This window comes from Clostridium sp. D43t1_170807_H7 (assembly GCF_015555905.1).
Taxonomy (GTDB): domain Bacteria; phylum Bacillota; class Clostridia; order Clostridiales; family Clostridiaceae; genus Clostridium.
Genome location: NZ_JADNLK010000032.1, coordinates 1 through 25,272, shown reverse-complemented (window position 1 = coordinate 25,272; position 25,272 = coordinate 1). Strand labels below are relative to the sequence as shown.

21 protein-coding genes are annotated in these 25,272 nt (G+C 27.3%); 19 read left to right on the top strand and 2 right to left on the bottom strand.

Annotated elements, in window-relative coordinates; all coding sequences use genetic code 11:
• The 10 genes from I2E98_RS14270 to I2E98_RS14225 all read left to right on the top strand — a co-directional run.
• Positions 1-633 (top strand): GDP-mannose 4,6-dehydratase (locus I2E98_RS14270; RefSeq protein ID WP_195469548.1); only part of this gene is annotated, 633 nt, incomplete at its 5' end.
• Positions 633-2,117: a flippase gene (locus tag I2E98_RS14265; protein ID WP_347708044.1), complete on the top strand. Its 1,485-nt coding sequence runs from the start codon at positions 633-635 to the stop codon at positions 2,115-2,117. The genes I2E98_RS14270 and I2E98_RS14265, both read left to right, overlap by 1 nt.
• Positions 2,118-2,187: 70 nt before the next feature.
• A complete protein-coding gene (gene galU, locus I2E98_RS14260; protein WP_195469553.1) occupies positions 2,188-3,048 on the top strand; it encodes a UTP--glucose-1-phosphate uridylyltransferase GalU in 861 nt (286 codons plus the stop codon).
• A gap of 409 nt (positions 3,049-3,457) precedes the next feature.
• Positions 3,458-3,823, top strand: coding sequence for a VanZ family protein (locus tag I2E98_RS14255; protein ID WP_195469552.1), 366 nt, complete (start codon positions 3,458-3,460; stop codon positions 3,821-3,823).
• A 333-nt stretch (positions 3,824-4,156) separates the two neighbouring features.
• Positions 4,157-7,576 carry a glycoside hydrolase family 2 TIM barrel-domain containing protein gene (locus tag I2E98_RS14250; protein ID WP_195469546.1) on the top strand — a complete coding sequence of 1,140 codons (3,420 nt, stop codon included), beginning with the start codon at positions 4,157-4,159 and terminating at the stop codon, positions 7,574-7,576.
• Between the two features lie 175 nt (positions 7,577-7,751).
• Positions 7,752-8,639 carry a beta-1,6-N-acetylglucosaminyltransferase gene (locus I2E98_RS14245; protein ID WP_195469545.1) on the top strand — a complete coding sequence of 296 codons (888 nt, stop codon included), beginning with the start codon at positions 7,752-7,754 and terminating at the stop codon, positions 8,637-8,639.
• A gap of 309 nt (positions 8,640-8,948) precedes the next feature.
• On the top strand, positions 8,949-10,046 hold the full coding sequence (locus I2E98_RS14240; protein WP_195469544.1) for an MBL fold metallo-hydrolase: 1,098 nt from the start codon (positions 8,949-8,951) through the stop codon (positions 10,044-10,046).
• A gap of 169 nt (positions 10,047-10,215) precedes the next feature.
• Positions 10,216-11,196: an LCP family protein gene (locus I2E98_RS14235; protein ID WP_195469551.1), complete on the top strand. Its 981-nt coding sequence runs from the start codon at positions 10,216-10,218 to the stop codon at positions 11,194-11,196.
• Positions 11,197-11,443: 247 nt separating this feature from the next.
• Positions 11,444-12,139 (top strand): MBL fold metallo-hydrolase, encoded by a 696-nt coding sequence (locus I2E98_RS14230; RefSeq protein WP_195469550.1) that lies wholly within the window; start codon positions 11,444-11,446, stop codon positions 12,137-12,139.
• Positions 12,129-12,314 (top strand): hypothetical protein, encoded by a 186-nt coding sequence (locus tag I2E98_RS14225; protein WP_195469549.1) that lies wholly within the window; start codon positions 12,129-12,131, stop codon positions 12,312-12,314. Before I2E98_RS14230 ends, I2E98_RS14225 begins: the two co-directional genes overlap by 11 nt.
• An 86-nt stretch (positions 12,315-12,400) precedes the next feature.
• On the opposite strand, the gene I2E98_RS14220 is transcribed toward I2E98_RS14225, so the two are convergent.
• Entirely contained in the window at positions 12,401-13,558 is a 1,158-nt protein-coding gene (locus tag I2E98_RS14220) for a cohesin domain-containing protein (RefSeq protein ID WP_195469543.1), read from the bottom strand.
• Between the two features lie 167 nt (positions 13,559-13,725).
• On the opposite strand from I2E98_RS14220, the gene I2E98_RS14215 reads away from it, so the two are divergent.
• The 6 genes from I2E98_RS14215 to I2E98_RS14190 all read left to right on the top strand — a co-directional run bounded on the left by I2E98_RS14215 (position 13,726) and on the right by I2E98_RS14190 (position 19,906).
• Entirely contained in the window at positions 13,726-14,589 is an 864-nt protein-coding gene (locus I2E98_RS14215; RefSeq protein ID WP_195469542.1) for a cohesin domain-containing protein, read from the top strand.
• A gap of 150 nt (positions 14,590-14,739) precedes the next feature.
• Entirely contained in the window at positions 14,740-16,572 is a 1,833-nt protein-coding gene (glmS, locus tag I2E98_RS14210; RefSeq protein WP_195469541.1) for a glutamine--fructose-6-phosphate transaminase (isomerizing), read from the top strand.
• Positions 16,573-16,763: 191 nt separating this feature from the next.
• Positions 16,764-16,952: a hypothetical protein gene (locus I2E98_RS14205; protein ID WP_195469540.1), complete on the top strand. Its 189-nt coding sequence runs from the start codon at positions 16,764-16,766 to the stop codon at positions 16,950-16,952.
• Between the two features lie 143 nt (positions 16,953-17,095).
• Positions 17,096-17,800 carry a B-box zinc finger protein gene (locus I2E98_RS14200; protein WP_195469539.1) on the top strand — a complete coding sequence of 235 codons (705 nt, stop codon included), beginning with the start codon at positions 17,096-17,098 and terminating at the stop codon, positions 17,798-17,800.
• Between the two features lie 35 nt (positions 17,801-17,835).
• Positions 17,836-18,960 carry a UDP-N-acetylglucosamine 2-epimerase (non-hydrolyzing) gene (wecB, locus tag I2E98_RS14195; protein ID WP_195469538.1) on the top strand — a complete coding sequence of 375 codons (1,125 nt, stop codon included), beginning with the start codon at positions 17,836-17,838 and terminating at the stop codon, positions 18,958-18,960.
• Positions 18,961-19,117: 157 nt separating this feature from the next.
• Positions 19,118-19,906, top strand: a complete 789-nt coding sequence (locus I2E98_RS14190; RefSeq protein ID WP_195469537.1) for a hypothetical protein — start codon at positions 19,118-19,120, stop codon at positions 19,904-19,906.
• 69 nt (positions 19,907-19,975) lie between these two features.
• On the opposite strand, the gene I2E98_RS14185 is transcribed toward I2E98_RS14190, so the two are convergent.
• Positions 19,976-20,950, bottom strand: coding sequence for an LCP family protein (locus I2E98_RS14185; protein ID WP_195469536.1), 975 nt, complete (start codon positions 20,948-20,950; stop codon positions 19,976-19,978).
• A gap of 282 nt (positions 20,951-21,232) precedes the next feature.
• Here I2E98_RS14185 and galE point away from each other — a divergent pair, with 282 nt between their 5' ends.
• The 3 genes from galE to I2E98_RS14170 all read left to right on the top strand — a co-directional run bounded on the left by galE (position 21,233) and on the right by I2E98_RS14170 (position 24,961).
• On the top strand, positions 21,233-22,243 hold the full coding sequence (gene galE / locus I2E98_RS14180) for a UDP-glucose 4-epimerase GalE (RefSeq protein WP_195469535.1): 1,011 nt from the start codon (positions 21,233-21,235) through the stop codon (positions 22,241-22,243).
• Between the two features lie 342 nt (positions 22,244-22,585).
• Entirely contained in the window at positions 22,586-23,290 is a 705-nt protein-coding gene (locus tag I2E98_RS14175; protein WP_195469534.1) for an N-acetylmuramoyl-L-alanine amidase family protein, read from the top strand.
• 228 nt (positions 23,291-23,518) lie between these two features.
• Positions 23,519-24,961, top strand: coding sequence for a transglutaminase domain-containing protein (locus tag I2E98_RS14170; RefSeq protein ID WP_195469533.1), 1,443 nt, complete (start codon positions 23,519-23,521; stop codon positions 24,959-24,961).
• The last annotated feature ends 311 nt before the right edge of the window (positions 24,962-25,272 follow it).

Sequence of the window (25,272 nt, the reverse complement as noted above, 5' to 3'; positions counted from 1 at the left end):
TCATTAGGGGATACAGGATACTTCATGGAAACTACTCCATTAGATCCTCATAGTCCATATTCATCAAGTAAGGCTGGTTCAGACTTAATGGTTAAGGCATACCACGATACATATAAAATGCCAATGAACATAACAAGATGTTCAAATAACTATGGGCCATTCCAATTCCCAGAAAAGTTAATACCATTATTAATAAATAACTGCTTAGCTCATAAAGATTTACCAGTATACGGTGATGGAATGAACATAAGAGACTGGTTATTCGTTGAAGACCACGCTAAAGCTATCGATATGGTTATAAACAACGGTAGAGTTGGTGAAGTTTACAACGTTGGTGGACATAATGAAAGAACTAATATAACAATAGTTAAGACAGTAATATCTTACTTAAATGAAAATGTTGATAAAGCAGTAACTGAAAACTTAATTAAGTACGTTGAAGATAGAAAAGGTCACGATAGAAGATACGGAATTGACCCAACTAAAATAAAAGATGAGTTAGGATGGTATCCTGAAACTACATTTGAAGTTGGAATTAAGAAGACCATTCAATGGTACTTAGATAACCAAGAATGGATGAAGAATGTTACTTCAGGTGAATATCAAAATTATTATAATAACATGTATAAGTAATTAATTTCTTTATTATTAAAAATAAATTAATTAGGGAAGAAAGTATTAAGAGTGTAAAAAAGAATTTTATTTATAATTTCTCTTATCAAATTTTAATAATGATACTTCCTATTGTTACAACACCATACATTGCAAGGGTTATAGGTCCTGAGGGAGTAGGTGTTCAATCATACACATATTCTGTTGCGAATTACTTTGTATTATTTGCAATGTTAGGTATAAACAATCATGGTAATAGAAGTATTGCTATGGTCAGGAATGATGAGGAAAAATTAGGTAGGACTTTTATAAGTATTTATTTAGTTCAGTTTATAATGTCTGTAATTATGATAGTATTATACTCAGTATATATTATGTTTATAGCTAAAGAAAATAAAGTAATATTTATTATACAAGCTATTTATATAATATCGGCATTATTAGATATTAATTGGTTTTTCTTTGGAATGGAGCAGTTTAAATTAACTGTAGTTAGAAATACAGTAATAAAATTAGCTTCTGTGTTAAGTATTTTTATTTTTGTTAGAAATAGTAATGATTTATATTTATATTCATTAATATTGGCGTTAGGTAGTTTAATAAGCCAATGTGTGTTATGGAAATACTTAAATAAATATATTTCATTTGTTAAAGTAAATAAAAAGGAAGTATTGGAACAAGTTAAGCCAATATTAGTATTATTTATTCCTGTAATAGCAATTAGTATTTATAAAATAATGGACAAGATTGTGTTAGGATCAATAAGTAGTATGGTTCAGGTTGGATTTTATGAAAATTCAGAAAAGATAATGAATATTCCATTAGGGATAATAACAGCACTAGGTACAGTTATGTTACCTAAAATGTCAAATTTATATGCGATAGGAAATGAAAAGGAAGGAGATAAATATATTGAACTATCTCTTGAGTTTGTTATGTTTATATTTATTGGAGCAATGTTTGGTCTTATTGGAATAAGCCCAGTATTAATACCTATATTTTTAGGAGACAAATTTATTGATTGTGTAAATATAGTATCAATAATATCGATAACAATATTATTTTTAGCATGGGCAAATGTTATTAGGACACAATATTTGATACCTAAAAAGAAAGATAAAATATATATAATATCCACTATAATAGGAGCAATTATTAATTTAGTAATAAACTTTTTATTGATAAAGAAATATGGTGCAGTTGGAGCGACCATTGGAAGAATATTTGCGGAAGCATCTGTATGTATATATCAATCAATAATGATAAGAAAAGAATTAAACATAGCTTCATATCTTAGAAAAGTTTTATTCTATATTGTTCCAGGCACAGTTATGTGTATAACTATTAGAATATTAGGAAATATATTAGGTAAATCAATAATTACAGGAATTATACAAGTTATTAGCGGTGGGGTATTATATGTTGTTTTATGTTTAATCTATATGATATTAATAAAGAATGAAATAGTTATAAATGCTATTGAAAGATTTCTCAAAAGGGTTTAAAGGAATATAAATAAATTTAAACATTTTAAGTAATACAGAAAGAAGAAATAAATTAATTATGTAAAACAAAATAAGAAAAGCGATAATACCAGCAGCAGGCCTTGGAACAAGATTTTTACCTGCAACGAAGGCACAACCAAAGGAAATGCTTCCAATAGTTGATAAGCCAACATTACAATACATAATAGAAGAGTGTGTTGCATCAGGAATAGAGGAAATACTTATAATAACAGGAAGAAATAAAAAATCTATAGAAGACCACTTTGATAAATCAGTAGAACTTGAAATGGAACTTGAAAAAGCAGGCAAGCAAGAAATGCTTGAAATGGTTAGAGATATATCAGATATGGTAAATATCTATTTCATAAGACAAAAGGAACCAAGAGGGTTAGGACATGCTATCCTTTGTGCAAAAACTTTCGTAGGAGATGAACCTTTTGCAGTACTTCTTGGAGATGATGTTGTTTATAGTGATCAAAAGCCATGTTTAAAGCAACTTATTGATTGTTATGGAGAGTATAAAACTTCAGTTTTAGGAGTTCAAACAGTAGCACCACAAGATGTTAATAAGTACGGAATAGTTGGTGGAATTCACATTGAAGACAGGGTGTACAAGGTTAAAGAGTTAGTAGAAAAGCCATCAGTAGATGAAGCGCCATCTAATGTTGCAATATTAGGTAGATATATAATTACGCCAAAGATATTTGAAATATTAGAAAAAACTGAGCCTGGAAAGGGAAATGAAATTCAACTTACAGATGCACTTCTTAAGCTTATTGAAGAAGAAGCAATGTATGCTTATGATTTTGAAGGAAGAAGATATGATGTAGGTGATAAGCTTGGATTCCTTGAAGCTACAGTTGAATATGCTCTTAGAAAAGAAGATTTAAGAGATGGATTTATTGAGTATTTAAAAACTGTTATAAAATAAAAAACAATATTTTGGATTTTGAACAAGCTATACTATTGTATAGCTTTTTTAATGTATAGGAAAGTATAAAATTTTTAAGACTTAAAAGCTAGTTATATCAAGGGTTTTAGAGTTTAAAATTGCAAAATTGTTACCACGAAGTGGGCGTGGCGAAGCCACTTTGTTCCTTACTTTTATTTGTGGGGAGGGGATTATTATTTTTATTATAAGAAGAGTAGAATTTTTTACATTAGCTACTGTAATAATCTTATATATTAATTTAGATATATTGATTAGAATTATATTTAATGAAGGAAATATGAGTATTGAAGTGCTAAAAAGAAGTTTATGAATATGATTTTTAGTATATATATGTTTTTATTAATTTCTGTAGTATATTTTCCGCTTCCTATAGCATGGGGGGGATTATATAGCACATAAGAGGCCCATTATTAATATTATTCCATGGGAAAGCACTATTGAAATCTATAAAAAACATGGTCTAGGTGTAGTTATTGAAAATATTGGTGGTAATTTAATATTATTAGCTCCATTAATTTTTTTCATATGTTATTATTTTAAAAAGTTACGCTTTAATATAAAGAATGTTTTACTGATGTCTTTATTTATATCTTTATTTATTGAATGTAGTCAAGTTACTATATCTATGATTATACCTAATTATATTAGAACATTTGATACTATGGATTTAATTTGCAATAGTATTAGTGGATTAATAGGATATATGTTATATAGATTTTATACTAAGATAATTATAAATATCATAGAAGTTTAGTGTCAGTAGAAAAGAAAATTTATTCTAAGTGTATAATTTACAAGAGTTATTTAAATATTAGTAGAATTATTTTAAAATTATTTAAGTCATATAATCCTTATATAAACAAATTATTAATAAAACAACCTAGATATATATATTATGTCGAATATGTGGAAAATTTTATGTCGAAATATCTCGAACGAATGTGCATTTGAAATATATCATATAATGGTATAATTGCTATGTTGTTGTTAAAACAAGTAAACAAGGTAAAAGAGTATAAAGTAAAATGCTTAAAATGTTTTTTAAGTATTTGTACATATTATATAAATACATTTTTAAGGAGGACATATGAAAAATAAAAGAATAATGGCTATTATTTTAAGCTTAACAATAATGGCTTCATTGCCAGGAGTTAATGTTATTGCGGAGCCTATAGTAAATAGGAATGAGAATATAAGTGAAATAACTGACACAAGTGATGAATTAACCATAGACAATAACAATGAAGAAGTAAATAATAATTTAGAAAATAATATAGAGGATATAGCAGAAAATAGTAATGAAGAATCAGAAACTAGTACAGAGAATAGCAATGAATATGAAGAGTTAGAAGTTACAGATAATGATGAAGAAGTACAAGTACACTCTAAAGATGATGATATTATAAGAGAAGCAAAAGAAGTTGTTAATATTAACAATGGATGGACTTTAACTAAGGAAGGTATAACTAGCAATATAAATCTTCCACATTCTTGGGAGTACACACATCCAACTATGTCTTTTATACCACCTATGAATATTTTAACAGTTACCTATGAAAAAAAATTAGATGTTTCAAAATATGAAGATAAAAATTTATTTTTAAAATTTTATGGTGTAAATAAAAAAGCTGTTATATATGTAGATGGTGTTAAAGTAGACACTCATATAGGTGGCTTTTCTACATTTGTTGTAGATATAACTGATTATGTAAAGGGGAATGTTGCTAATATTAAAGTGGAAGTAACTAATTTAGATACAGACACAATTCCAATAAATACGGACTTCACTCATTGGGCAGGTATATATAGAGATGTAGAATTGATTGTAACAGATGATATATATATATCTACAGAGGATTATGGAACTTCAGGAGTATATTTAGATCAAAATGTTGATTTAAAAAATAATAAAGCTACATTAAATGTAAAAACTGCAATATCTCATGATGTGGAAAAAGATACTAATATAATAGTTAAAGCTGAATTAAAAGATGCAGTAGGAGATGTTGTAAAGACAGTTGAATCTACATATGAAGCAAAAGGTAGTAAGATTAATTCATATGTATCTTTACCACAAATTCAAATTGAAAATCCACATTTATGGAATGGAACAGATGATCCATACTTATATACAGTAGATGTTACTTTAGTAGATGAAAATGGTAGAGTAATTGATACTGAATCACAACGTATTGGATTCCGTAAATTTGAAGCAACAGATGAAGGCTTTCTTTTAAATGGGAACGTATATAAACTAAGAGGGGTTGGTTTCCATCAAGATAGAGAAGGTTATGGAAATGCTGTTTCTAAAGAACATAAAAAAGAAGATTTAGAAATGATAAGAGAGATGGGAGCTAATGCAATTAGAACAGCTCATTATCCACATGAACAATATGTATATGATTTAGCTGATGAAATGGGATTAGTTGTTTGGAATGAAATACCATTCTATTTAATAATGGCAGATACAGATGAATTTAGAGAAACGGCTAAACAACAATTAATAGAAATGATTCGTCAAGGATATAATCATCCATCAATAGCATTTTGGGGAATTCAAAATGAAGTAAATACTAATCCTTCATATGCTCAATTTGGAGAACAGTTTAAGGTTTCAGAAGAAACTTTAAGTGAATTTATGAAAGAGCTTGCAGCATTAGCTAAAAGCGAAGATAGTTCAAGATTTGTAGTACAAGCACATATTAATGGTTCTAGTAAGGGTGAAGAATCATCTTTATGGACGAAAGATAATGAAAATATAGATTTTACAGGTTTAAATATTTACAATGGATGGTATGAAAATTTAAGCCAAGGTGCTACAAGAGAAGGCGCAGAAGTTATAGGTAGAAGATTAGATAGCACTATAAATAACATGAAGGATAGTATAGGTATAGATGGGAAAATTATACTATCTGAATATGGTGCTGGAGCAAACGTAAATCAGCATGCAGAGATGAATGAAGGATTTGTATGGAAAAGTAGTTATACAAGCGAAGACTTTCATCCTGAAGAATACCAAAGTTTTATTCATGAAGCTGTTATAAATGCTATAGAAAAGAATGATGATATTTTAGCATCATTTGCATGGGCAATGTTCGACTTTTCTTCTTATAGAAATGAAGGTGGACAAGAACGTCTAAATGATAAGGGACTTGTTACTTATGATAGACAAATTAAGAAAGATGCATTTTATTTATATAAAGCAATTTGGAATAAAGAAGATAAATTTGTTTATTTAACAAGTAGAAGATATACAGAAAGAGAAAATGACGTTGCAGATATTAAAGTTTACTCTAATTGTAAGGAGGTAACTTTAACAGTTAATGGTGTTGATTATGGTAAGGGAACTAAACAACAAGATGGTGTATTTGTTTGGGAAGGTGTAAAATTAGAAAGCGAAAATGAGATAATTGCAACATCAGTAGAATCAGGAGAAGTATATACTGACAAGATAACTTGTACTGCAAAAAAATTAACAGGTTGGATTGAAGAGAATGGTGAATGGTATTATTATGATGATAATGGAGTAATGCAAAGAGGTTGGATAGAAATAGATGGAACTTGGTATTACTTAGGGATAACAGGAGTTAGACAGACAGGTTGGATCATAGATTATGAAACTAATATATGGTATTACTTAGATGAATCAGGAGCAATGCAAACTGGTTGGATAGATGTAGATGGTGAAAGATACTATTTAAATGAATCAGGGCAAATGCAAATAGGATGGATAAAAATTAATGGTATATGGTATTATTCAAATACCTCAGGAGCAATGCAAACTGGTTGGGTATTTGATGGATTTAAATACTATTATTTAGATGAATCAGGAGTAATGCAAATTGGTTGGATTAATGATGGTGGTGAAATATACTATTTAAATGAATCAGGAGCAATGCAAACTGGTTGGTTATTAGATAATGATGGAAAGTGGTATTATTTAAATGAATCAGGAGCAATGCAAACTGGATGGATATTTAATGGTATAAGTTACTATTATTTAGATGAATCAGGAGTAATGCAAACTGGTTGGATTAATGACGGTGGTGAAAGATACTACTTAAATGAATCAGGGGCAATGCAAACTGGTTGGTTATTAGATAATGATGGAAGATGGTATTATTTAAATGAATCAGGAGCAATGCAAACAGGTTGGATATTTAATGGTATAAGTTACTATTATTTAGATGAATCAGGAGTAATGCAAACTGGTTGGATATTTAATGGTATAAGTTACTATTATTTAGATGAATCAGGAGTAATGCAAACTGGTTGGATAGATGTAGATGCTGAAAGATACTACTTAAATGAATCAGGGGCAATGCAAACAGGTTGGATAAATGTAAATGGAGAAAGATATTATTTAAATCAATCAGGAGCAATGCAAATTGGTTGGATATTTAATGAAGGCAATTGGTATTATTTAAGAGATAATGGAATGATGGTAGTTAATGACATTATTGATGGTTGGATAATAGATGAAAATGGAGTTGCAACTGAATTATAAAAAAATTGTATAAAAATATTACTGGAAATTATAATTTCCAGTAATATTTTTTTATGTTATTAATAATGTAAATTCATATTTTATGTAAATAACAGATACAATATTACTAACAATTTAAATGTTTGAGATATATAATAAAAGAAATAATATTAATATAACAGTTAGGAAGAGATAGATGAATAAACATGCATATTTAATAATGGCTCATAATGAGTTTCATATATTAGAAAAACTTATATTATTATTAGATGACTCACGTAATGATATATATATACATATAGATTCAAAAGTGAAAAATTTCAATTTTAAGTATTATGAACAACTAGTTAAAGAGTCTAATATATATTTTATTGAAAGAAAAAATGTTAGATGGGGACATGTTAGTCAAATACATTGTGAAATTTCATTGATTAAAAGTGCTATTAGTAAAAAGTATATTTATTATCATTTAATTTCTGGAGTAGATTTACCAATAAAGACACAAGATGAAATTCATAGTTTTTTTGAAAGAAATAATGGAAGTGAATTTATACATTTTTGTACTGAAGAGGAAGCTGATAATGTGAAGGATAGAGTATTACATTATAATTTTATGAGATACCATAGAAGTAATAAAATAATGAGTATTATTGGGGAAAAGTTTAATAACTTGATAAAAAGATTGCAATATAAAATCAACTATCAAAGAAAGTGGGATAAAAATATAAAAATTTGCTTTGGGTCTAATTGGTTTAGCATTACTAATGATTTAGCAAAATATATTATAGAAAAAGAAGAATGGATAAATAAACATTTCAAATATTCAAGTTGTGCAGATGAGGTATTTTTACAAACTTTAGTGTATAATTCTAAATTCAAAGAAAAGCTATTTATGAATAGCTTTAATGACGATTATAAAGCATGCTTAAGAGAGGTAGATTTTAAAAGAGGAAATCCGTATATATATAGGAAAGAAGATTTTGAGCAATTAATAAATTCTGAAAAGTTATTTGCAAGAAAGTTTAGTTCACAAGTTGACAATGACATTGTAGATAAAATCTTTAACTATATAATTAAAGATTAATTTTCTATATGCACTTCAATTATATTTAAAAATCATTACTAACATTGATGGAGCAATAGTAGGAGCAGTTGGATTAGATAATTGTAATAATAATATTTATATAATAATTAATAGTAAAAATATATTTAATAATTACCCTAGAGTATTCTATACTCTAGTTATTTTGGATTATAATATAAAATGTGAAAGTGAATTAAAACAAGGAAGTGATTTTAAGTTATTAATAATAGTTAAATATTAGGAATAAGAATTTTAATGTAGTGATTGGTTATAATATTAACTAAATTAATAGTTAAAAAGGGGTTTAATATGTATAAAAAAGGTATTATATTCTTAGTATTATCATTACTAGTTATATTCCAATTTATAATTAATATTATGGAAGAGAGAAGAAGTAACATTAGCACATATATAGAAAGTTCAGATGATAAAATTCACTTTATAGCAATTGGAAGTTCAGATGCTATATTAATAGAAAGTAATGGGAACTTTGCTCTTGTAGATGCAGGAGAAGATACAGGAACATCTAAAGAAAATGGAACACAAGAGCAATTAGATGAATTAAATACTAAAGGTTATGAAGAAGTAGTAGTAAATTATTTAAAAGATATGGGGGTCGAGACTTTAGAGTTTGTAATAGCGACTCATGCTCACTCAGATCATATAGGAAATATGGATACTATTTTTGAAAGTTTTGAAGTAAAAAAGTTATATACTAGAGAATATAAACAAACTTTTATTGATGATTATGGGAATAAGCAACAATTATTTACTTTAGATAAAGAGTATTATTGGGACAATAAAGAAGTATTTAAAGATATGATAACTTCCGCAGAAAATAAAAATATTCCAATTACTTATGTTGATGAAGGGTCTAATGAAGAAGAGTTAAATCTAAAGTTAGAAGACTTTAAAATACAAATTGTTAATAATAATTTATATAATACAGAAAAACAGAGGGAGTATAAGATAATTCCATCAGAAAACAATAATAGCTTAGGTGTTATAGTAAGTAAAGGTGAGAAAAGAGCTTTTCTAGCTGGAGATATTGGAAATGAGGATGGAGATGAGGACTATTTAATATCTGACCCAGTAACAAAAGATTTATTAAAGGATATTGATGTTTTAAAAATTGGACATCATGGAATGAATGGAAGTTATGGCTTTATTAGTTATTTAAATCCTAAGATAACTATAGTTACAGGTGGAGAGTACTTCTCTCCAGGAGGACAAGGATATGAATCATTAAAAAGTATTAATGCTAAAAATGTTTATACAACTAATGAAAATTCTAATATTATTATTTCATTCAATGATGATGGAACTATAAGTAATAATGCAAAGATTGATAATTTTAATAAGAATTTTTGGGAGAAAATATTTAAATATGATAAAAGGAGAGGTTAACATCTCTCCTTTTTACTTTATACGGAAGTAAATTAAATATTATCCTTTTGGTTTAGGTTATTTTGATGTATAATTATAAAGAATGTTTATATTGGTAAAAATTTATAAATATAAGTCATATTTTGAAGTTATTATAATAAATAACTTATAGGGGGTAGGAGTGAAGAAGATGAAAATGACTAAGGGAAAGAAGATTGCATTTTGGATTTTAGGAGTTCTATTATTTTTTATAATAGGTACTGTAGGGGGCGTGTATATATATGCAAATTCATTATTTAATAAGATGGAAAAGGTAGAAATAAACAAAGATAATGTAGGAATAGCTCAAGAGGTTGAAGATAAATTATCAAAGTATGATGATAGTATAACAAACATTGCTTTATTTGGAATAGATACTAGTGATGGTGGTGTAGGAAGATCAGATTCAATAATGATAGCAACTATAGATACTCATAATAAAAAGTTAAAGTTAACATCAATAATGAGAGATTCTTATGTTAATATTGATGGCCATGGCCTTGATAAGATTAACCATGCATATGCATTTGGTAAGGCAGAATTAGCAATAAAAACACTAAATGAAAATTTTGATTTAAATATAAGTGAATTTGCAGCTGTTAATTTTAGTACTTTGCCTAAAATAATAGACAAGCTTGGCGGTATTGAATTAGATATAGATTCAGAAGAATTACAATATATAAATGGATATATAAGTGAACTAAATGGTATAAATAATACAAGTGTATCTCCAATAAGTTCAACAGGACTTCAACATGTAAATGGTACACAAGCTATGGCATATTGTAGAATAAGATATACTTCTGGTGGAGATTATAAAAGAACTGAAAGACATAGAGAAGTTTTATCAAAGATGTTTGAAAAAATATTATCAATGTCTCCAACTAGTTATCCATCATTATTAAATGAAATATTACCAATGATTAGTACTAGTTTAAGTGCTTCAGAAATAATGGATTTAGGAAATGAAGTATTGAAAGTGGGAAGTACTAGCTTAGAACAAGAAAGATTTCCATTAGATGGTTATTGTGAAGGTCAAATGATAGGTGGAGTTTATTACTTAACATTTGATAAGGAAACAACAGTAAATCAATTACATGATTATATATTTGAAGATAAGAGGACTTGGTAGGATAATAAAGAAGACTGAATGCAGTGAATGTATTCAGTTTCCTTTATTTTACATTGAAATAAAAAGTATAGACAATGTAGTTATTTTATGAAACTATATTGTCTATTTTTATTAACATAAAATTTCTTATTTAGAATATTAATTTAATATAGTAAGAGCCAATGGTTTAATTTAGATATATCAATATATTTTAATGTTTTATATAGAAGTGAGAGGTGAAAATAATGAGAATAATTAACTTCATTTTATATCAACAGGAAATTCTGATGCCATATTAATCGAGAGTAATGGAAAATTTGCACTTATTGACTCTGCTGAAGATACTGGTACAAGTAGAATTAGATTACCTAAATCAGAAATTGATGCAATTAATGGAAAAGGGTATGAAGATGTTGTAATAGAATTTTTGAAAGAAAAAGGTGTGAAAAAATTAGAGTTTGCTATAGCAACTCATTCACATTCTGATCATATAGGAAATTTTGATTTAATTTTTGATTTATTTCCTACAAAAAAGCTTTATACAAGAGAATATAAAGAAATATATAGTGATGAAAATAATGTAATACATCAGTTGTTTAAATATAAAGTAGAATATACTTGGGATAATCAAGAAGTATATGATGATATGATTAATTCAGCAAAAAGGAATAATGTAAATATTATTTATATAAATCAACAATCTAGTTTAGATAATTTAGAATTTGAATTTGGAGATTTCATGATTAATATAGTTAATAATAATTCTTATAATACTAAAGAACAAGAGAATAATAAGATTATTTATGATGAAAATTCAAATAGTTTGGGGGTAGTTATTTCAAAAGGGAATAGAAAAGCCTTTTTGGCAGGAGATATAACAAATTCAGATGGTGATGAAGATTATTTGGTAAGTGATTCTAAAACAAGAGAATTAATTAAATGCACAGGGAAGTATGATTACTGATTGGGCTATATTTAATGGTAAGTATTATTACTTTAATGGAAGTGGGGCAATGCAAACAGGATGGCAATTAATTGGAGGAGCATGGTATTACTTCTATAGTAGTGGTAATATGGCTGTTAATACTGTAATTGATGGTTGGAGCATTGATGGAAGTGGTGTAGCTACTAAACAATAAGTAAATATTAATTAGAAATTTTTTGGACCCCAAGGGACCAGTTTGCTGGTCCCTTGGGGTCCAAATATTTTTGAAATTTATTTTATTTATTTAGGTCTAGCCACACCAGAAGAGTTTATTACCCAACCGTCTATTGTTGTATTTGTAGCGATTTTACCATTTGAATATAAATAGTACCAAGTACCACCATCATTTAACCAACCAGTATGCATAGCACCAGAAGCATTAAGGAAGTACCAAGTACCACCATCATTTAGCCAGCCAGTATGCATAGCACCAGAAGCATTAAAGAAGTACCAAGTGCCACCATCATTTAGCCAACCAGTATGCATAGCGCCAGAACCATTAAAGAAGTACCAAGTGCCACCATCATTTAGCCAACCAGTATGCATAGCACCAGAGCCATTAAAGAAGTACCAAGTGCCACCATCATTTAACCAGCCAGTATGCATAGCACCAGAGCCATTAAAGAAGTACCAAGTACCACAATCATTTAACCAGCCAGTATGCATAGCGCCAGAACCATTAAAGAAGTACCAAGTACCACCATCATTTAGCCAGCCAGTATGCATAGCACCAGAAGTATTAAAGAAGTACCAAGTACCACCGTCATTTAGCCAACCAGTATGAGGTTTGCCGTTAGTGTCATAGTAGTACCAAGTTCCATTAGATTGGACCCAACCAGTTTGTCCAGTAAATGAAATTTCTTTATTTTCAGCAGTATAAGAAATAGCCTTTGCATTACTATCACTTAGCTTTACTCTAATTGTTGATCCTGTTAAAGAAAGAGGGTCATTATTAGAGATAGTTTTAATATTTAATTTACCAGACTTAAGCACTGTAGCATTAATTACTGCTAATGTTCCAGTATTAGAAACTCCTTTAATATCTCCCTTTAGTGTAAGAGCTATATTAGATTGTCCGGAATTATTATCTACAATATTTACTGCCTTAATAGGGTTAAGTGAACCAAATATATTTCCTGCATCTATACTATTAATTTTAATAATGGTAGGGTCATATAAAAAATCCACAGAACCTCCATAAAGGTCAGTTACATTAGATATATTTATATTAACTTTAATATTGCTTCCAATAGAAGTATTACCTTCTATAGTGTAGGTAACCTTTGGTAGATTACTAGCAAATGTAATTTCGTAGTTTAAAATAAAAAATTGAATTGTAAAAAAACTTAGTAATAAAATCATCAATTTTTTTAGTTGATTTGATTTAAAAAGTTTCATAATATCCCCCTTATACAAATAATTTTTCATCTTAAATTTTACTATAATACCAATAGTATGTAAATAATTCGATTGAAATTGAAGGAAATGGTGATATGATGGTATTATAAGTGTTTACCATATTATTATTGTAACTAATAAAATTTAATGAAATGGAGAAAGTAAAAATGAAGAAAATTATAGTATTATCAATAATGTTTTTCTTTTGTATTATGCCAAATCCAGCTTTAGCAGAAAGTGCAGCAGTTGAAGTTAAAATAAGTGGACAAGTAAAAAGGGGAGAAAGTATAGAAATTTTTATAAATGTAAAGGATGTTGAAAGACTTTATGCAGCATCAGTAGATTTTACTTATGATACAGAATTATTAAAAGTTAATACTATTTCGTCTTCTGAATTTATAGGTAAATATTCAAATGATATTATGGAGTTAGGTGGAGAAACTGATAAAAATGGTAATACTGCAGCATATTCATTTACATTTTTAGGTGATAAGAAAGGACTAAGTGGAAGTGGTACTTTAGTAACAATAAGTGCAACAGTACTGAAAGATCATAGCTTAGAAATCACTGAAGATAATATGAAGATTAAGCTAGTTAAGCGTAATAAGGATACAGTTGAAAATTATGATTATAAGTTTATAGAATCTAATAGCAAAAACAATAATTCCAGTATTGACATTTCTCAAAAGACTGACTCTAATGAAGATAATCCACAAGGAAACAATGAAGAGACAAACACTAGCAATAATGATCTAATTATAGAGGATGCTACTTATAATAATTCTGATGAGGAAAGTGTAGTAAGTAATGAAGATACAGACAGTGATAATAATTCTATAAGTGCTGATGATAGTAAAAATGAAGATGATAAAAATTCAAAGAAACAAGTAGAGAATAGTGAGATTAAAAATGTAAATTTATTGTCTAATAAAAGGGATAATACAATTTTATATAGTATAGTTTCTTGCTTAGTAATTGGAACTATAGGTATTGGTGGATATTACATTTATAAGAGAAGAAAGAAAAAATAGCATATATAGATTAATGATAAATGAATATGGAAAATTTATATTAAAAAATTTTATTTATTATGATATAATCATAGATATTTTGATGAAAACTATATAGTATATAATTACATTTTAGGTCAAAATCCATAAACAAAGGAGAAGTTAAATTTTATGTGTGGAATAGTAGGATATATAGGAAAAAGACAGGCATCAGAATTATTAGTTGAAGGCCTTTCAAAATTAGAATATAGAGGATATGATTCAGCAGGTGTTGCAATCATAGAAGATGAAAAAATAAGTGTAAGAAAATTAAAGGGAAGATTAGCTAACTTAGAAAATGATTTAAAGTCTAATCCCATAAATGGATATATAGGGATAGGTCATACAAGATGGGCAACTCATGGAGAACCAAGCGATGTTAACTCTCACCCACACTCAAATGGTGAAGCTACAATAAGTGTTGTTCATAATGGAATTATTGAAAACTACATGAGATTAAGAGAATGGTTAACTGAAAAGGGATATGAGTTTTTATCAGAAACAGATACAGAAGTTATACCAAACTTAGTTGATTACTACTATAGAGATGGAAGAAATCTTTTTGATGCAGTAGTTAAGGCAACTTCTAAATTAGAAGGAAGTTTTGCCATTGGAGTTATTGCAAATAATGAACCAGATAAAATTATTGCAGTAAGAAAAGATAGTCCACTTATAGTTGGGCTTGGAGAAAATGAAAGCTTTATAGCTTCTGATATTCCAGCAGTTTTAAATCATACTAGAGACGTATACTTATTAGAAGATAAAGAATTTGTTATCTTAACTAAAGATGGTGTTGAACTTAAAAATGAAGATGGTGAAAAGATAGAAAAAGAAGTTTACCATGTAACTTGGAATGTTGATGCCGCTGAAAAAGGTGGATATGAAGACTTCATGCTTAAAGAAATTCATGAGCAACCAAAAGCAGTAAGAGATACTTTAGCAGGAAAGATTCAATTAGGAAAAGAAATTGAATTAGATAATGTTAAGTTTACTAAAGAAGAATTAGAAAACTTTGATAAAGTTTATATAGTGGCTTGTGGAACAGCTTATCATGCAGGTGTTGTAGGGAAAACTGTTATAGAAAAGTTAGCTAAAATACCAGTAGAGATTGATGTTGCATCAGAATTTAGATATAGAGATCCATTAATAACTAACAAGACATTAATAATAGTCGTATCTCAATCAGGAGAAACAGCAGATACTCTTGCGGTTTTAAGAGATGGTCAAAGACAAGGAGCTAGAGTTTTAGCTATAACTAATGTTGTTGGTTCTTCAGTATCAAGAGAAGCAGATGATGTTATTTATACATTAGCAGGACCAGAAATTGCAGTTGCATCAACTAAAGCTTATGTAACTCAATTAGCTGCATTTTATATTTTAGGATTATACTTCGGTAGATTAAAAGAAACTATTACTGAAGAATATGCTGAATCTATAAAGGCTGAATTATTACAAATTCCAGAAAAGATAGAAAAAGCTTTAGAAATGAAGGAAGAACTTCAAAAGTATGCTGATAAACACTATAATCATAGAGATATATACTTCTTAGGTAGAGGATTAGACTATGCTGTAGCTATGGAAGGTTCTCTAAAGCTTAAAGAAATTTCTTATATTCATTGTGATGCATATGCAGGTGGAGAATTAAAGCATGGACCTATAGCTTTAATAGATAAGGGAACTGCAGTTATTACATTATTAACTCAAGAAGCTTTAAAGGATAAGATGGTATCTAATGTAAGAGAAGTTTCTACAAGAGGTGGAAATATATTTGCAGTAGTTAATGAAGGTGATGAAACATCTAAGGAAGTTGTTGATTCATTAGTTTATATTCCAAAGACTATTGATTTATTAACTCCAATGATAAGTGTTGTACCACTTCAATTAATATCTTATTATGTTGCAAAACAAAAGGGATGCGATGTAGATAAGCCAAGAAATTTAGCTAAGTCAGTTACAGTTGAGTAATTTTATATAGTAAAAATACAATAGTTAAATTTAGATGAGATGACCTATTAAATAAAAATAGGTCATTTTTTATAAGATAAAAAATAATATAAAATAACATAATTAGTTAGGGATGTTTTATATAATTATGAATATAATTAATTTAAATGGACAGACTTATAATAAATTTATCTATTATAAGAGGTGATTATATGTTTAAATACATTTTATTTACACTATTTTTAATTATAGGTTATATAATTATTTTTTCTCTATTAAGAGCAGCTAGTAAATTTGATGATGAAATTCAAAAGTTATATAGTGATTATCATAAAGATTTAGATACTAATGAAGAATATGATCATTATGAACAAAAATATAAGAATAATAAAAATAGTTAGTCTTATATACTAAAAAGGTAATGAATTTGCAACTATTGTATGGTAAAATTATACTTGATTTTATTATAGGACAACCAATAATTAAAATCATTTTAGTTAAAAGATAGAATAGTGTATATATCTAGGATGGGAGTTGAGTAAATATGAATTGTTCTAATCATATGGATAGAGAGCCAATAGGAATGTGTGTTAGGTGCAACAAACTTATATGTAAAGAATGTGCAGTAAAGATAAACAATAAATATTATTGTAAGGAATGTGTATCTGAAATGTATTCAGATAATAGTAGTAGAAATAACATAAATACAGAAAGAGTTAGAGAATATGCTGATAAAGCAGTAAATGTAACTAAAGATGTTACAAATGAAGCATTAAATCTAGTTAAAGATTTTTCAGGATCAGAAGAATTCAAGAGTACTGTAAATAAGGCTAAAGCAAATCATAAAGAAGTTAACTATATATTAGCTATAATTGCAATTTTATTACTATCACCTAAATTAGTTAGTAGTATATCTAATTTACCATATTTATTTGAAGATTTATTTTTCTCATTTAGATATTATGGAGTGCTTAGATCAATATTTTATTTAATAAGTATAGTTGCAACATTTATTCAACCATTAGTAATCATAGCATTAGCATCTTTATTATTTAATAATTTTATGAAGTTAAAGAAAAATATAAGGATGATAGCACCAGTTATAATAGTAGCAGTATTTATAATGATTAGGTTTATTAGTGCAAACATAGCATTTACTTATTTTAGTTTCCATATCATTGGAGAAATATTCTCTTATATTATTCCTGTTGGATTAATAGTAATAGGAAGTTATTTAGATAAAGAATAAACTTTAATGAGCTAGTTTTTTAGGAGGTAAGGATATTGACAAAGATAAAGGTTCTTAGTGTTTTTGGAACAAGGCCAGAAGCAATAAAGATGTGTCCTTTAGTAAAAGCATTAGAAAAAGATGAAAGAATAGAATCTGTAGTATGTGCTACAGCCCAGCATAGAGAAATGCTTGATACTGTACTTGAAATATTTAATGTTAAACCACAATATGATTTAAATGTAATGGCTCATGGCCAAACAATAGTTGATGTATCAAATAAGGTGTTAACTGGAGTAGATAAGGTAATTAAGGAGTGTAATCCAGATATAGTCTTGGTTCATGGAGATACTTCAACAACATTAAATGGAGCCCTGGCCGCATTTTATAATAAAAAGCCAATAGGACATGTTGAAGCAGGACTTAGAACAGGAGATATCTATTCACCCTTCCCAGAAGAGGCAAATAGAAAGTTAACAGGAGCAATAGCAACTTTACATTTTGTAGCAACAAATAGCAATAAGGAAAACCTGGAAAGGGAAAATATAAATAAGAATATATACTTAACAGGTAATACTGTAATAGATGCTTTGCTTAGTGTTGTAGATAAAAATCATAAATTTGATGATAAAAATTTAAATGACATAGATTTTGAAAATAAAAAAATAGTTTTATTAACTGCACATAGAAGAGAAAATTGGGGAGAGCCAATGAAAGATATATTTGCAGCAGTTAGAGAGCTTGTTACTAAAAATGACGATGTAAATGTAATATTCCCAATGCATAGAAATCCTTTAATAAGAGAGCTTGCAGCAGAAGGTTTTAAAGGAGTAGAAGAGAAAATACATTTAATTGAGCCTCTTGAATATGTTGATTTTGCAAATCTTATGGCTAAGTGCTATCTTATAATGACAGATTCAGGTGGAATACAAGAAGAAGCACCGGCACTTGGTAAACCAGTTATTGTTTTAAGAACAGAAACTGAAAGACCTGAAGCTGTTGAGGCTGGAACTGTAAAATTAGCAGGAATTAAGAAAGATGTTATATTTAATATTGCTGATGAACTTATAAATGATAAAGAAGCTTATAATAAGATGGCCCATGCAGTAAATCCTTATGGAGATGGAGAAGCTTGTGCAAGAATTGTTGAGCATATAGTGGAATACTTTAAAAATAAATAGATTTTTATAAAAATACCGTATACGCGATTTAGTGTATACGGTATTGTAATTTATTTATTAAAAATTATGGGATTTATATCTAAAATGTAATATTTAATATATCTGTGGCAATAATTAAGATAAATTAGTTTATCTACAAAGGAGACACAAAATTAATATGAAGAAGATTCTTAGAATATTTATAGTTGCTTTTTTAATATTAAATATACCAATTAGATATGTACATAGTGAAACATTGAACTTAATAGAAGAAGAGTTAGAGAATGTAGGAGTTCCAGAGGAATATAGTGATAATATTATTAACTATATTACTAATTTAAAACTCAGTGAGGAAGAAACAAAAAATTTATTAGATGAAGCAAATGATGTTATTTCAAGGCTAAAAGAAAAAGAAGATTATAGTGATTTTACATTTACAGAATTACTTAATATTTATGATGAAGCTTTAAATATAGCAGATACATTAAATATTAACTTTGATTTAGATTTATCAACTAAGGAAGTTGTTTTGAAAGATAAGGATAGTAAGTTAATATTGATTAAATGCAATATAGATGATGCTAAAAGATATTATGAAAATTATAAGGAGTCACATCTTACATATCAAGATTATGAAGAATTAAAAAGCTATATAGCTGAAAATACTATTACTAATGAGGCAAGTATAAATAATGGAGATAGTAATAATAACTCTGATAGCATAGCTGAAAATGATGATTATAATAATGGTAATAATAATTTAAATGATGAAGAAATAGTTAAAAATAGCCATGTAAGTGATAATAGTTATAATTCTACTGAAAATAATAATGAGACTTTAAATAGTGTTAGTGCAATAAAAAGAAAAAATATAAATAGAGTATTAAGTATAATATTCTTAGTTTTATTTGTATGCGTAGTAGTTTCATTATTAATAGATTTAATATTTTTTAATAGAGAAAAATAGTAAAAAGAATAGCTAGCATTAAAAATGAGATGCACTATAAATAGGCATCTCATTTGAATTTATATAATTTTAATCTAAAGAATATAAGAAATTATGTATATCTTTAGTAGTTTCTTCTATATCAGTTGTTAAATGAAGCATATCGGTTGCAATCATTTCAGATTTACCATCAAGTGGGAATCTAGATTGCTCAATTATTGGTACACCCATACTTAAAACCTTACTTACTATTGACATTATCTCAGTATTAGTAAGATTAGTTGAAACTAATGGTAATATGTCATTCATCATGGCAGCTAAATCAGTAATTGAAGCAGTTTTAAATTTCTCAAATAATGCAGTAAGTACATCCCTTTGTCTTTCTGTTCTTTTAAAATCCCTACCTTCAGTATATCTTATTCTACAATAAGCAGAAGCTTGAGTACCATTTAAGGTTTGAAGACCAGGAGCTGTTAACTTTTCAGTGATTGTACCATTTTCGCTATCAATATCAGTTATATATCCATTAATAAAATTTAATTCTTCACTAGTTATATTTAACTCAACACCACCAAGTTTATCAATTATAGTTGGCAGAGTACGTAAACTAACATGAATAAATTTATCTACTGTTAAATTGAAATTATAATTAATAGTTTTTAATATAAGTTCAGGACCACCAACTGCCATAGTATAGTTTAAATTTTGTTTATTGCCACTTCCATCAGGTAAATCTAAATAAAGATCTCTCATAAATGAAAAGAGTTTAAGCCTATTATTTTTAGTATCAATTCCTAAGATCATAGTAGCATCGGCGGCACCATAATAATTCCCATATTTTTCATTTTCAGTGAAATCTGTACCGAATAAAGCAATAGAAATAACATCTTCATCTTCTTTAGCGGGTTCTTTACCAGTTTCAGTAACAGCACTTCTATCAATTTCTACTCTTTCGACTTTTGAACTAAAATGATTAAATGCAAATAAGCATAAAGAAATTATTAGTACAAATACTAATAAAGTGGTGATTAGTACCTTTTTCGTTATTGATAATTTTTTCTTCATAAGTTCCCCCTTAAATTTATTAAATATAGATATTGTAATTTATATAGTAATTATACTATATAAAGGTATATTAATATATAAATTGAGAAATTAATTATCTAGAAGATAAAAGTGCTATTGAATATTAAAATTAAATTTAGAGGTTTAATAAAGTTCAATTTTAAAATATTAAAATATACTGAAAACTTTGTTAATTAATTTAAAAAAGATATTTTAAATTAGTTTTAATTGTTATATAATGTTAATTAGGAAAATAAAACTTTTGTTGGGAGGAAATTGTATATGGCAGTTTTAGTGTCAGGTGGAATGGGATATATCGGAAGTCATACAACAGTAGAGCTTTTAAATGCAGGTTATGATGTTGTAATTGCTGATAATTTAAGCAATAGTAAGGAGCTTGTTAAAGATAGAATAAGAGAAATAACAGGCAAAGATGTTAAGTTTTATAATGTTGACTTAACTGATGTAGAAAAGACAGAAGAAATTTTTAGAGATAATAAAGTAGATTCAGTTATTCATTTTGCAGCTTTTAAAGCAGTTGGTGAGTCAGTAGAAAAGCCATTAGAATATTATTATAATAATTTAACAAGTGCATTAGTAGTATTAAAGGCTATGAAAAAGTATGGATGCAGAAACTTTGTATTTAGTTCATCTGCAACAGTTTATGGAGATGCAAAAGTTGTACCAATAACAGAGGATTCTCCATTATCAACTACTAATCCATATGGAAGTACTAAGCTTATGATTGAAGATATGTTAAGAGATATTGCTAAGGCAGAGCCGGAATTAAATATAGCAATACTTAGATACTTCAATCCAGTAGGAGCTCATAAAAGTGGAACAATAGGGGAAGATCCAAATGGAATTCCAAATAACTTAATGCCATATATTACTAAGGTTGCTATTGGCGAATTAAAGCAACTTAGAGTATTTGGTAATGATTATCCAACTCATGATGGAACAGGGGTAAGAGATTACATCCACGTTGTAGATTTAGCAGTAGGTCATGTTAAAGCTTTAGAAAAGTTAGCAACTAATCCAGGGCTTGTTACTTATAACTTAGGTACTGGTAATGGATATTCAGTATTAGATGTTGTTAAAGCATTTAGTGAAGCATCAGGAAGAGAAATTCCTTACGAGATAGTTGATAGAAGACCAGGAGATATAGCAACATGCTATGCAGATCCTAAGAAGGCTAATGAAGAATTAGGATGGAAGGCTGAAAGAGGAATCAAGGAAATGTGTGAAGATTCTTGGAGATGGCAAAGTAACAACCCTAAGGGATATAATTAATATTTAATAAAGATAGAGATGATAAATAGGAGTTTATCATCTCTATTTTTTATAACAATAAAAAATTAAAAAAATTTAAAACATTTATGAATATATTTGAAACTATGTAAATATATTTAAGTATAGGGTGATGAAAGATAAGAGCTTAATTAAAAAATACTTATTGCACACAGGATATTAATATAATTAATTTATTTTTAGAATAAATATTGAGTAAAAATAAAATTTTTATAAAATTTATTCATATGTAAATGAATTAAATAATATAGTGTAATAGAGGTTAATATTTTTAATTAATCACTATATTCTAATATTACCCAAAGTAAAGAGGAGGAAACAAAAATGAAAAATATTTACAAAGCCGTATCATTAGCATTAGCAATAGCAAGTGCAAGCACAGCAAACATTGCTTTTGCAGAAACAAAGGATGAGGTAGTTAATGTAGAAATAACTGCAGAAGAATCTAATGTAGATGCATTAGTAGCTCAAAATGGATGGGTTTATGATGGTGACTCTTGGAAGTTCTATGAAAACAATGCATATAAAACTGGATGGTTAAAATACGGTGGAAACTGGTATTACTTATCATTAGATGATGGAGTTATGGTTCATTATCCAGCATTAATAAACGGAACAACTTATGTATTTAGACCAGATGGAAGCATGGTTAGTAATGGATGGTATAAACATTCAAATAAATGGTACTACTTAACATCATCAGGAGCAGCTAAGATAGGCTGGAATAAGATTAATGGTAAATGGTATAGTTTTAATAATGATGGAATTATGCGTACAGGAGTATTTACAGATATAGATGGAAAGGTTTATTTATTAAGCTCAAATGGAGATATGGTTGATAAAACTGGATGGTATAAGTTTAATGGTAGCTGGTACTATCTAACATCATCAGGAGCAGCTAAAACAGGTTGGTTATTAGATAGTGGTAAGTGGTATTACTTAGGACAAGACGGTAAGATGTTTGTTGGTGGACCTTATACTATAGATGGTGTAGAATATTTCTTTGATTGTACAGGAGCTATGCACTAAGCATTAAATCAAGATAAGGAGACTAATTAGATTAAAATAAGTTTAATCTAATTAGTCTCTTATTTATAATTAGATAATTTTAAGAATTAGAAATATTAAAAGTATATGTATATTTAATAGGTATATTAAAATAAAAAAAGAAGGTATAATATAATCTATATGGTATAAATTATGTAAAACACTCATATATTGAAATAATTAAAAATAAGAAACAATTGGGGGAGGATTATGAAAAAAATATTATCATTATTAACTTTATTATCATTTTTATTGGTACAAAGTGTAGCTGCTTATGATAATAAATATAGTTCTGCTAAGAACTCTAAAGCAACTCATTTAAGTAAACAAGAAATTGAGGAAAACATAATATTAGAAGAAAAAGTAATGACTGAAGATGAATACAATAAGTATACAGAAGAAAAAATAAAAAAAATAGTTACTTATTCTAATTATGAAGGATTAATAGAAACTATATATAAAGGTCTAGATGAAGTAAAGGATGAAATAGATATAACAGAGTATTGTAATAATATTGATGATACTGATTTTAATTTATTAATGAGTTACTATTTTTCAGTTTTAAGGGAATATCCAGAAATTTTTTATGGAGATAATAAAGTAAGTGTTAGTTATTCATATTATCCAAGTAGCAAAAAAATAAGTGTATGTAAACTTAAGATAAGATATATTGATACTAAAGAAAATATATATAATATGAGAGGAAAATTTAATATAAAGGTTAAGGAAATTGAGGAAAATTATTTAAGGGATGAAGATGATAAGCTTAAATTACAATATATAATTCATGATTATATATTAACAAATACAACCTATGATTATGACAATTATATTAATGATACCGTTCCTAAAATATCCTATAATGCATATGGGGCATTAGTTGAAGGAGTAGCGGTATGTGAGGGGTATTCTAAGGCTGCAAAATTACTTCTGAATTTATCTAATATTGAATCAGGAATAATAATAAGTACAGAGATGAATCATGGGTGGAATTATGTAAATATAAATGGAAGTTATTATCATATGGATATAACATGGGATGATTCTACTCCAGAAAAAAACAGAAGTGTTTATAATTATTTCAATTTATCTGATAATGAAATTTCTAAAGATCATACTTGGAACTCTGATTTATACCCACAGTGTACAAGTGATAAGTTTAATTTCTTAAGAAAAAATAATTCAGATAATATGACGAGAATTGATGAAAGAATATATTATTTTAATAACAATAATTTATATTCAGTTAATTTATATGGAGATAATATAAAAAATGAACATAATAATATTAATGGAAGATGCTTAATTAATAGAGGTAATGAGTTATTTTTTATAGATGGAAATAATGTAATTAAATATAATACTATTGATAATACATATAGTGTTATATATGAAGGAAATGAAAGTATTAATAAGATATATATAAAAGGTGGGGAAATTTATATATTAGATTCTAAAGGAGAACATGTTTTAGATATTAGTATTTTAGGTGATTTTAATTATGATGGAGTTATTAATCAAGTTGATTTATCTTTATTAGCATTAAGATATGGACAAACTAATAGTGAAAGTAATTGGAATTGCATATATGATTTAAATAATGATAATATAATTGATATCTTTGATATAACTAAATTAGCTAAAATGTATTAATATTAAGTAAAAGTAATATTAAAGATTATAATTAAGAAATTTATAAGTTTAATAAACTAATAAAAGAGAGTTATGTAGTTTATAGCACCTCATTAAGATTATTTAATTTTAATGAGGTGCTTTTTAATTCTATTATTTATAACTTTAGATTATTAGTAGTTTATAACTATTAGGATTACAAGAAATAATACAATTAATACATAGTAAGTTATAATAATCAAACCAATACATAAATGTAAATGATAATATAACAATGAATAGAAAATGGAAAATAAAAATGTACAAAAATGATCATTAGTTATATCCTATTT

Excerpts from the sequence above, each read along its gene's own strand:
- I2E98_RS14225 (WP_195469549.1), top strand. The coding sequence starts at position 12,129 with ATGATTACTGATTGGGCTATATTTAATGGTAAGTATTATTACTTTAAT.
- I2E98_RS14240 (WP_195469544.1), top strand. The coding sequence starts at position 8,949 with ATGTATAAAAAAGGTATTATATTCTTAGTATTATCATTACTAGTTATA.
- I2E98_RS14200 (WP_195469539.1), top strand. The coding sequence starts at position 17,096 with ATGAATTGTTCTAATCATATGGATAGAGAGCCAATAGGAATGTGTGTT.
- I2E98_RS14185 (WP_195469536.1), bottom strand. The coding sequence starts at position 20,950 with ATGAAGAAAAAATTATCAATAACGAAAAAGGTACTAATCACCACTTTA.
- I2E98_RS14175 (WP_195469534.1), top strand. The coding sequence starts at position 22,586 with ATGAAAAATATTTACAAAGCCGTATCATTAGCATTAGCAATAGCAAGT.
- I2E98_RS14215 (WP_195469542.1), top strand. The coding sequence starts at position 13,726 with ATGAAGAAAATTATAGTATTATCAATAATGTTTTTCTTTTGTATTATG.
- I2E98_RS14190 (WP_195469537.1), top strand. The coding sequence starts at position 19,118 with ATGAAGAAGATTCTTAGAATATTTATAGTTGCTTTTTTAATATTAAAT.
- I2E98_RS14170 (WP_195469533.1), top strand. The coding sequence starts at position 23,519 with ATGAAAAAAATATTATCATTATTAACTTTATTATCATTTTTATTGGTA.
- I2E98_RS14205 (WP_195469540.1), top strand. The coding sequence starts at position 16,764 with ATGTTTAAATACATTTTATTTACACTATTTTTAATTATAGGTTATATA.
- I2E98_RS14250 (WP_195469546.1), top strand. The coding sequence starts at position 4,157 with ATGAAAAATAAAAGAATAATGGCTATTATTTTAAGCTTAACAATAATG.
- I2E98_RS14235 (WP_195469551.1), top strand. The coding sequence starts at position 10,216 with ATGAAAATGACTAAGGGAAAGAAGATTGCATTTTGGATTTTAGGAGTT.
- glmS (WP_195469541.1), top strand. The coding sequence starts at position 14,740 with ATGTGTGGAATAGTAGGATATATAGGAAAAAGACAGGCATCAGAATTA.
- I2E98_RS14245 (WP_195469545.1), top strand. The coding sequence starts at position 7,752 with ATGAATAAACATGCATATTTAATAATGGCTCATAATGAGTTTCATATA.
- I2E98_RS14220 (WP_195469543.1), bottom strand. The coding sequence starts at position 13,558 with ATGAAACTTTTTAAATCAAATCAACTAAAAAAATTGATGATTTTATTA.
- galE (WP_195469535.1), top strand. The coding sequence starts at position 21,233 with ATGGCAGTTTTAGTGTCAGGTGGAATGGGATATATCGGAAGTCATACA.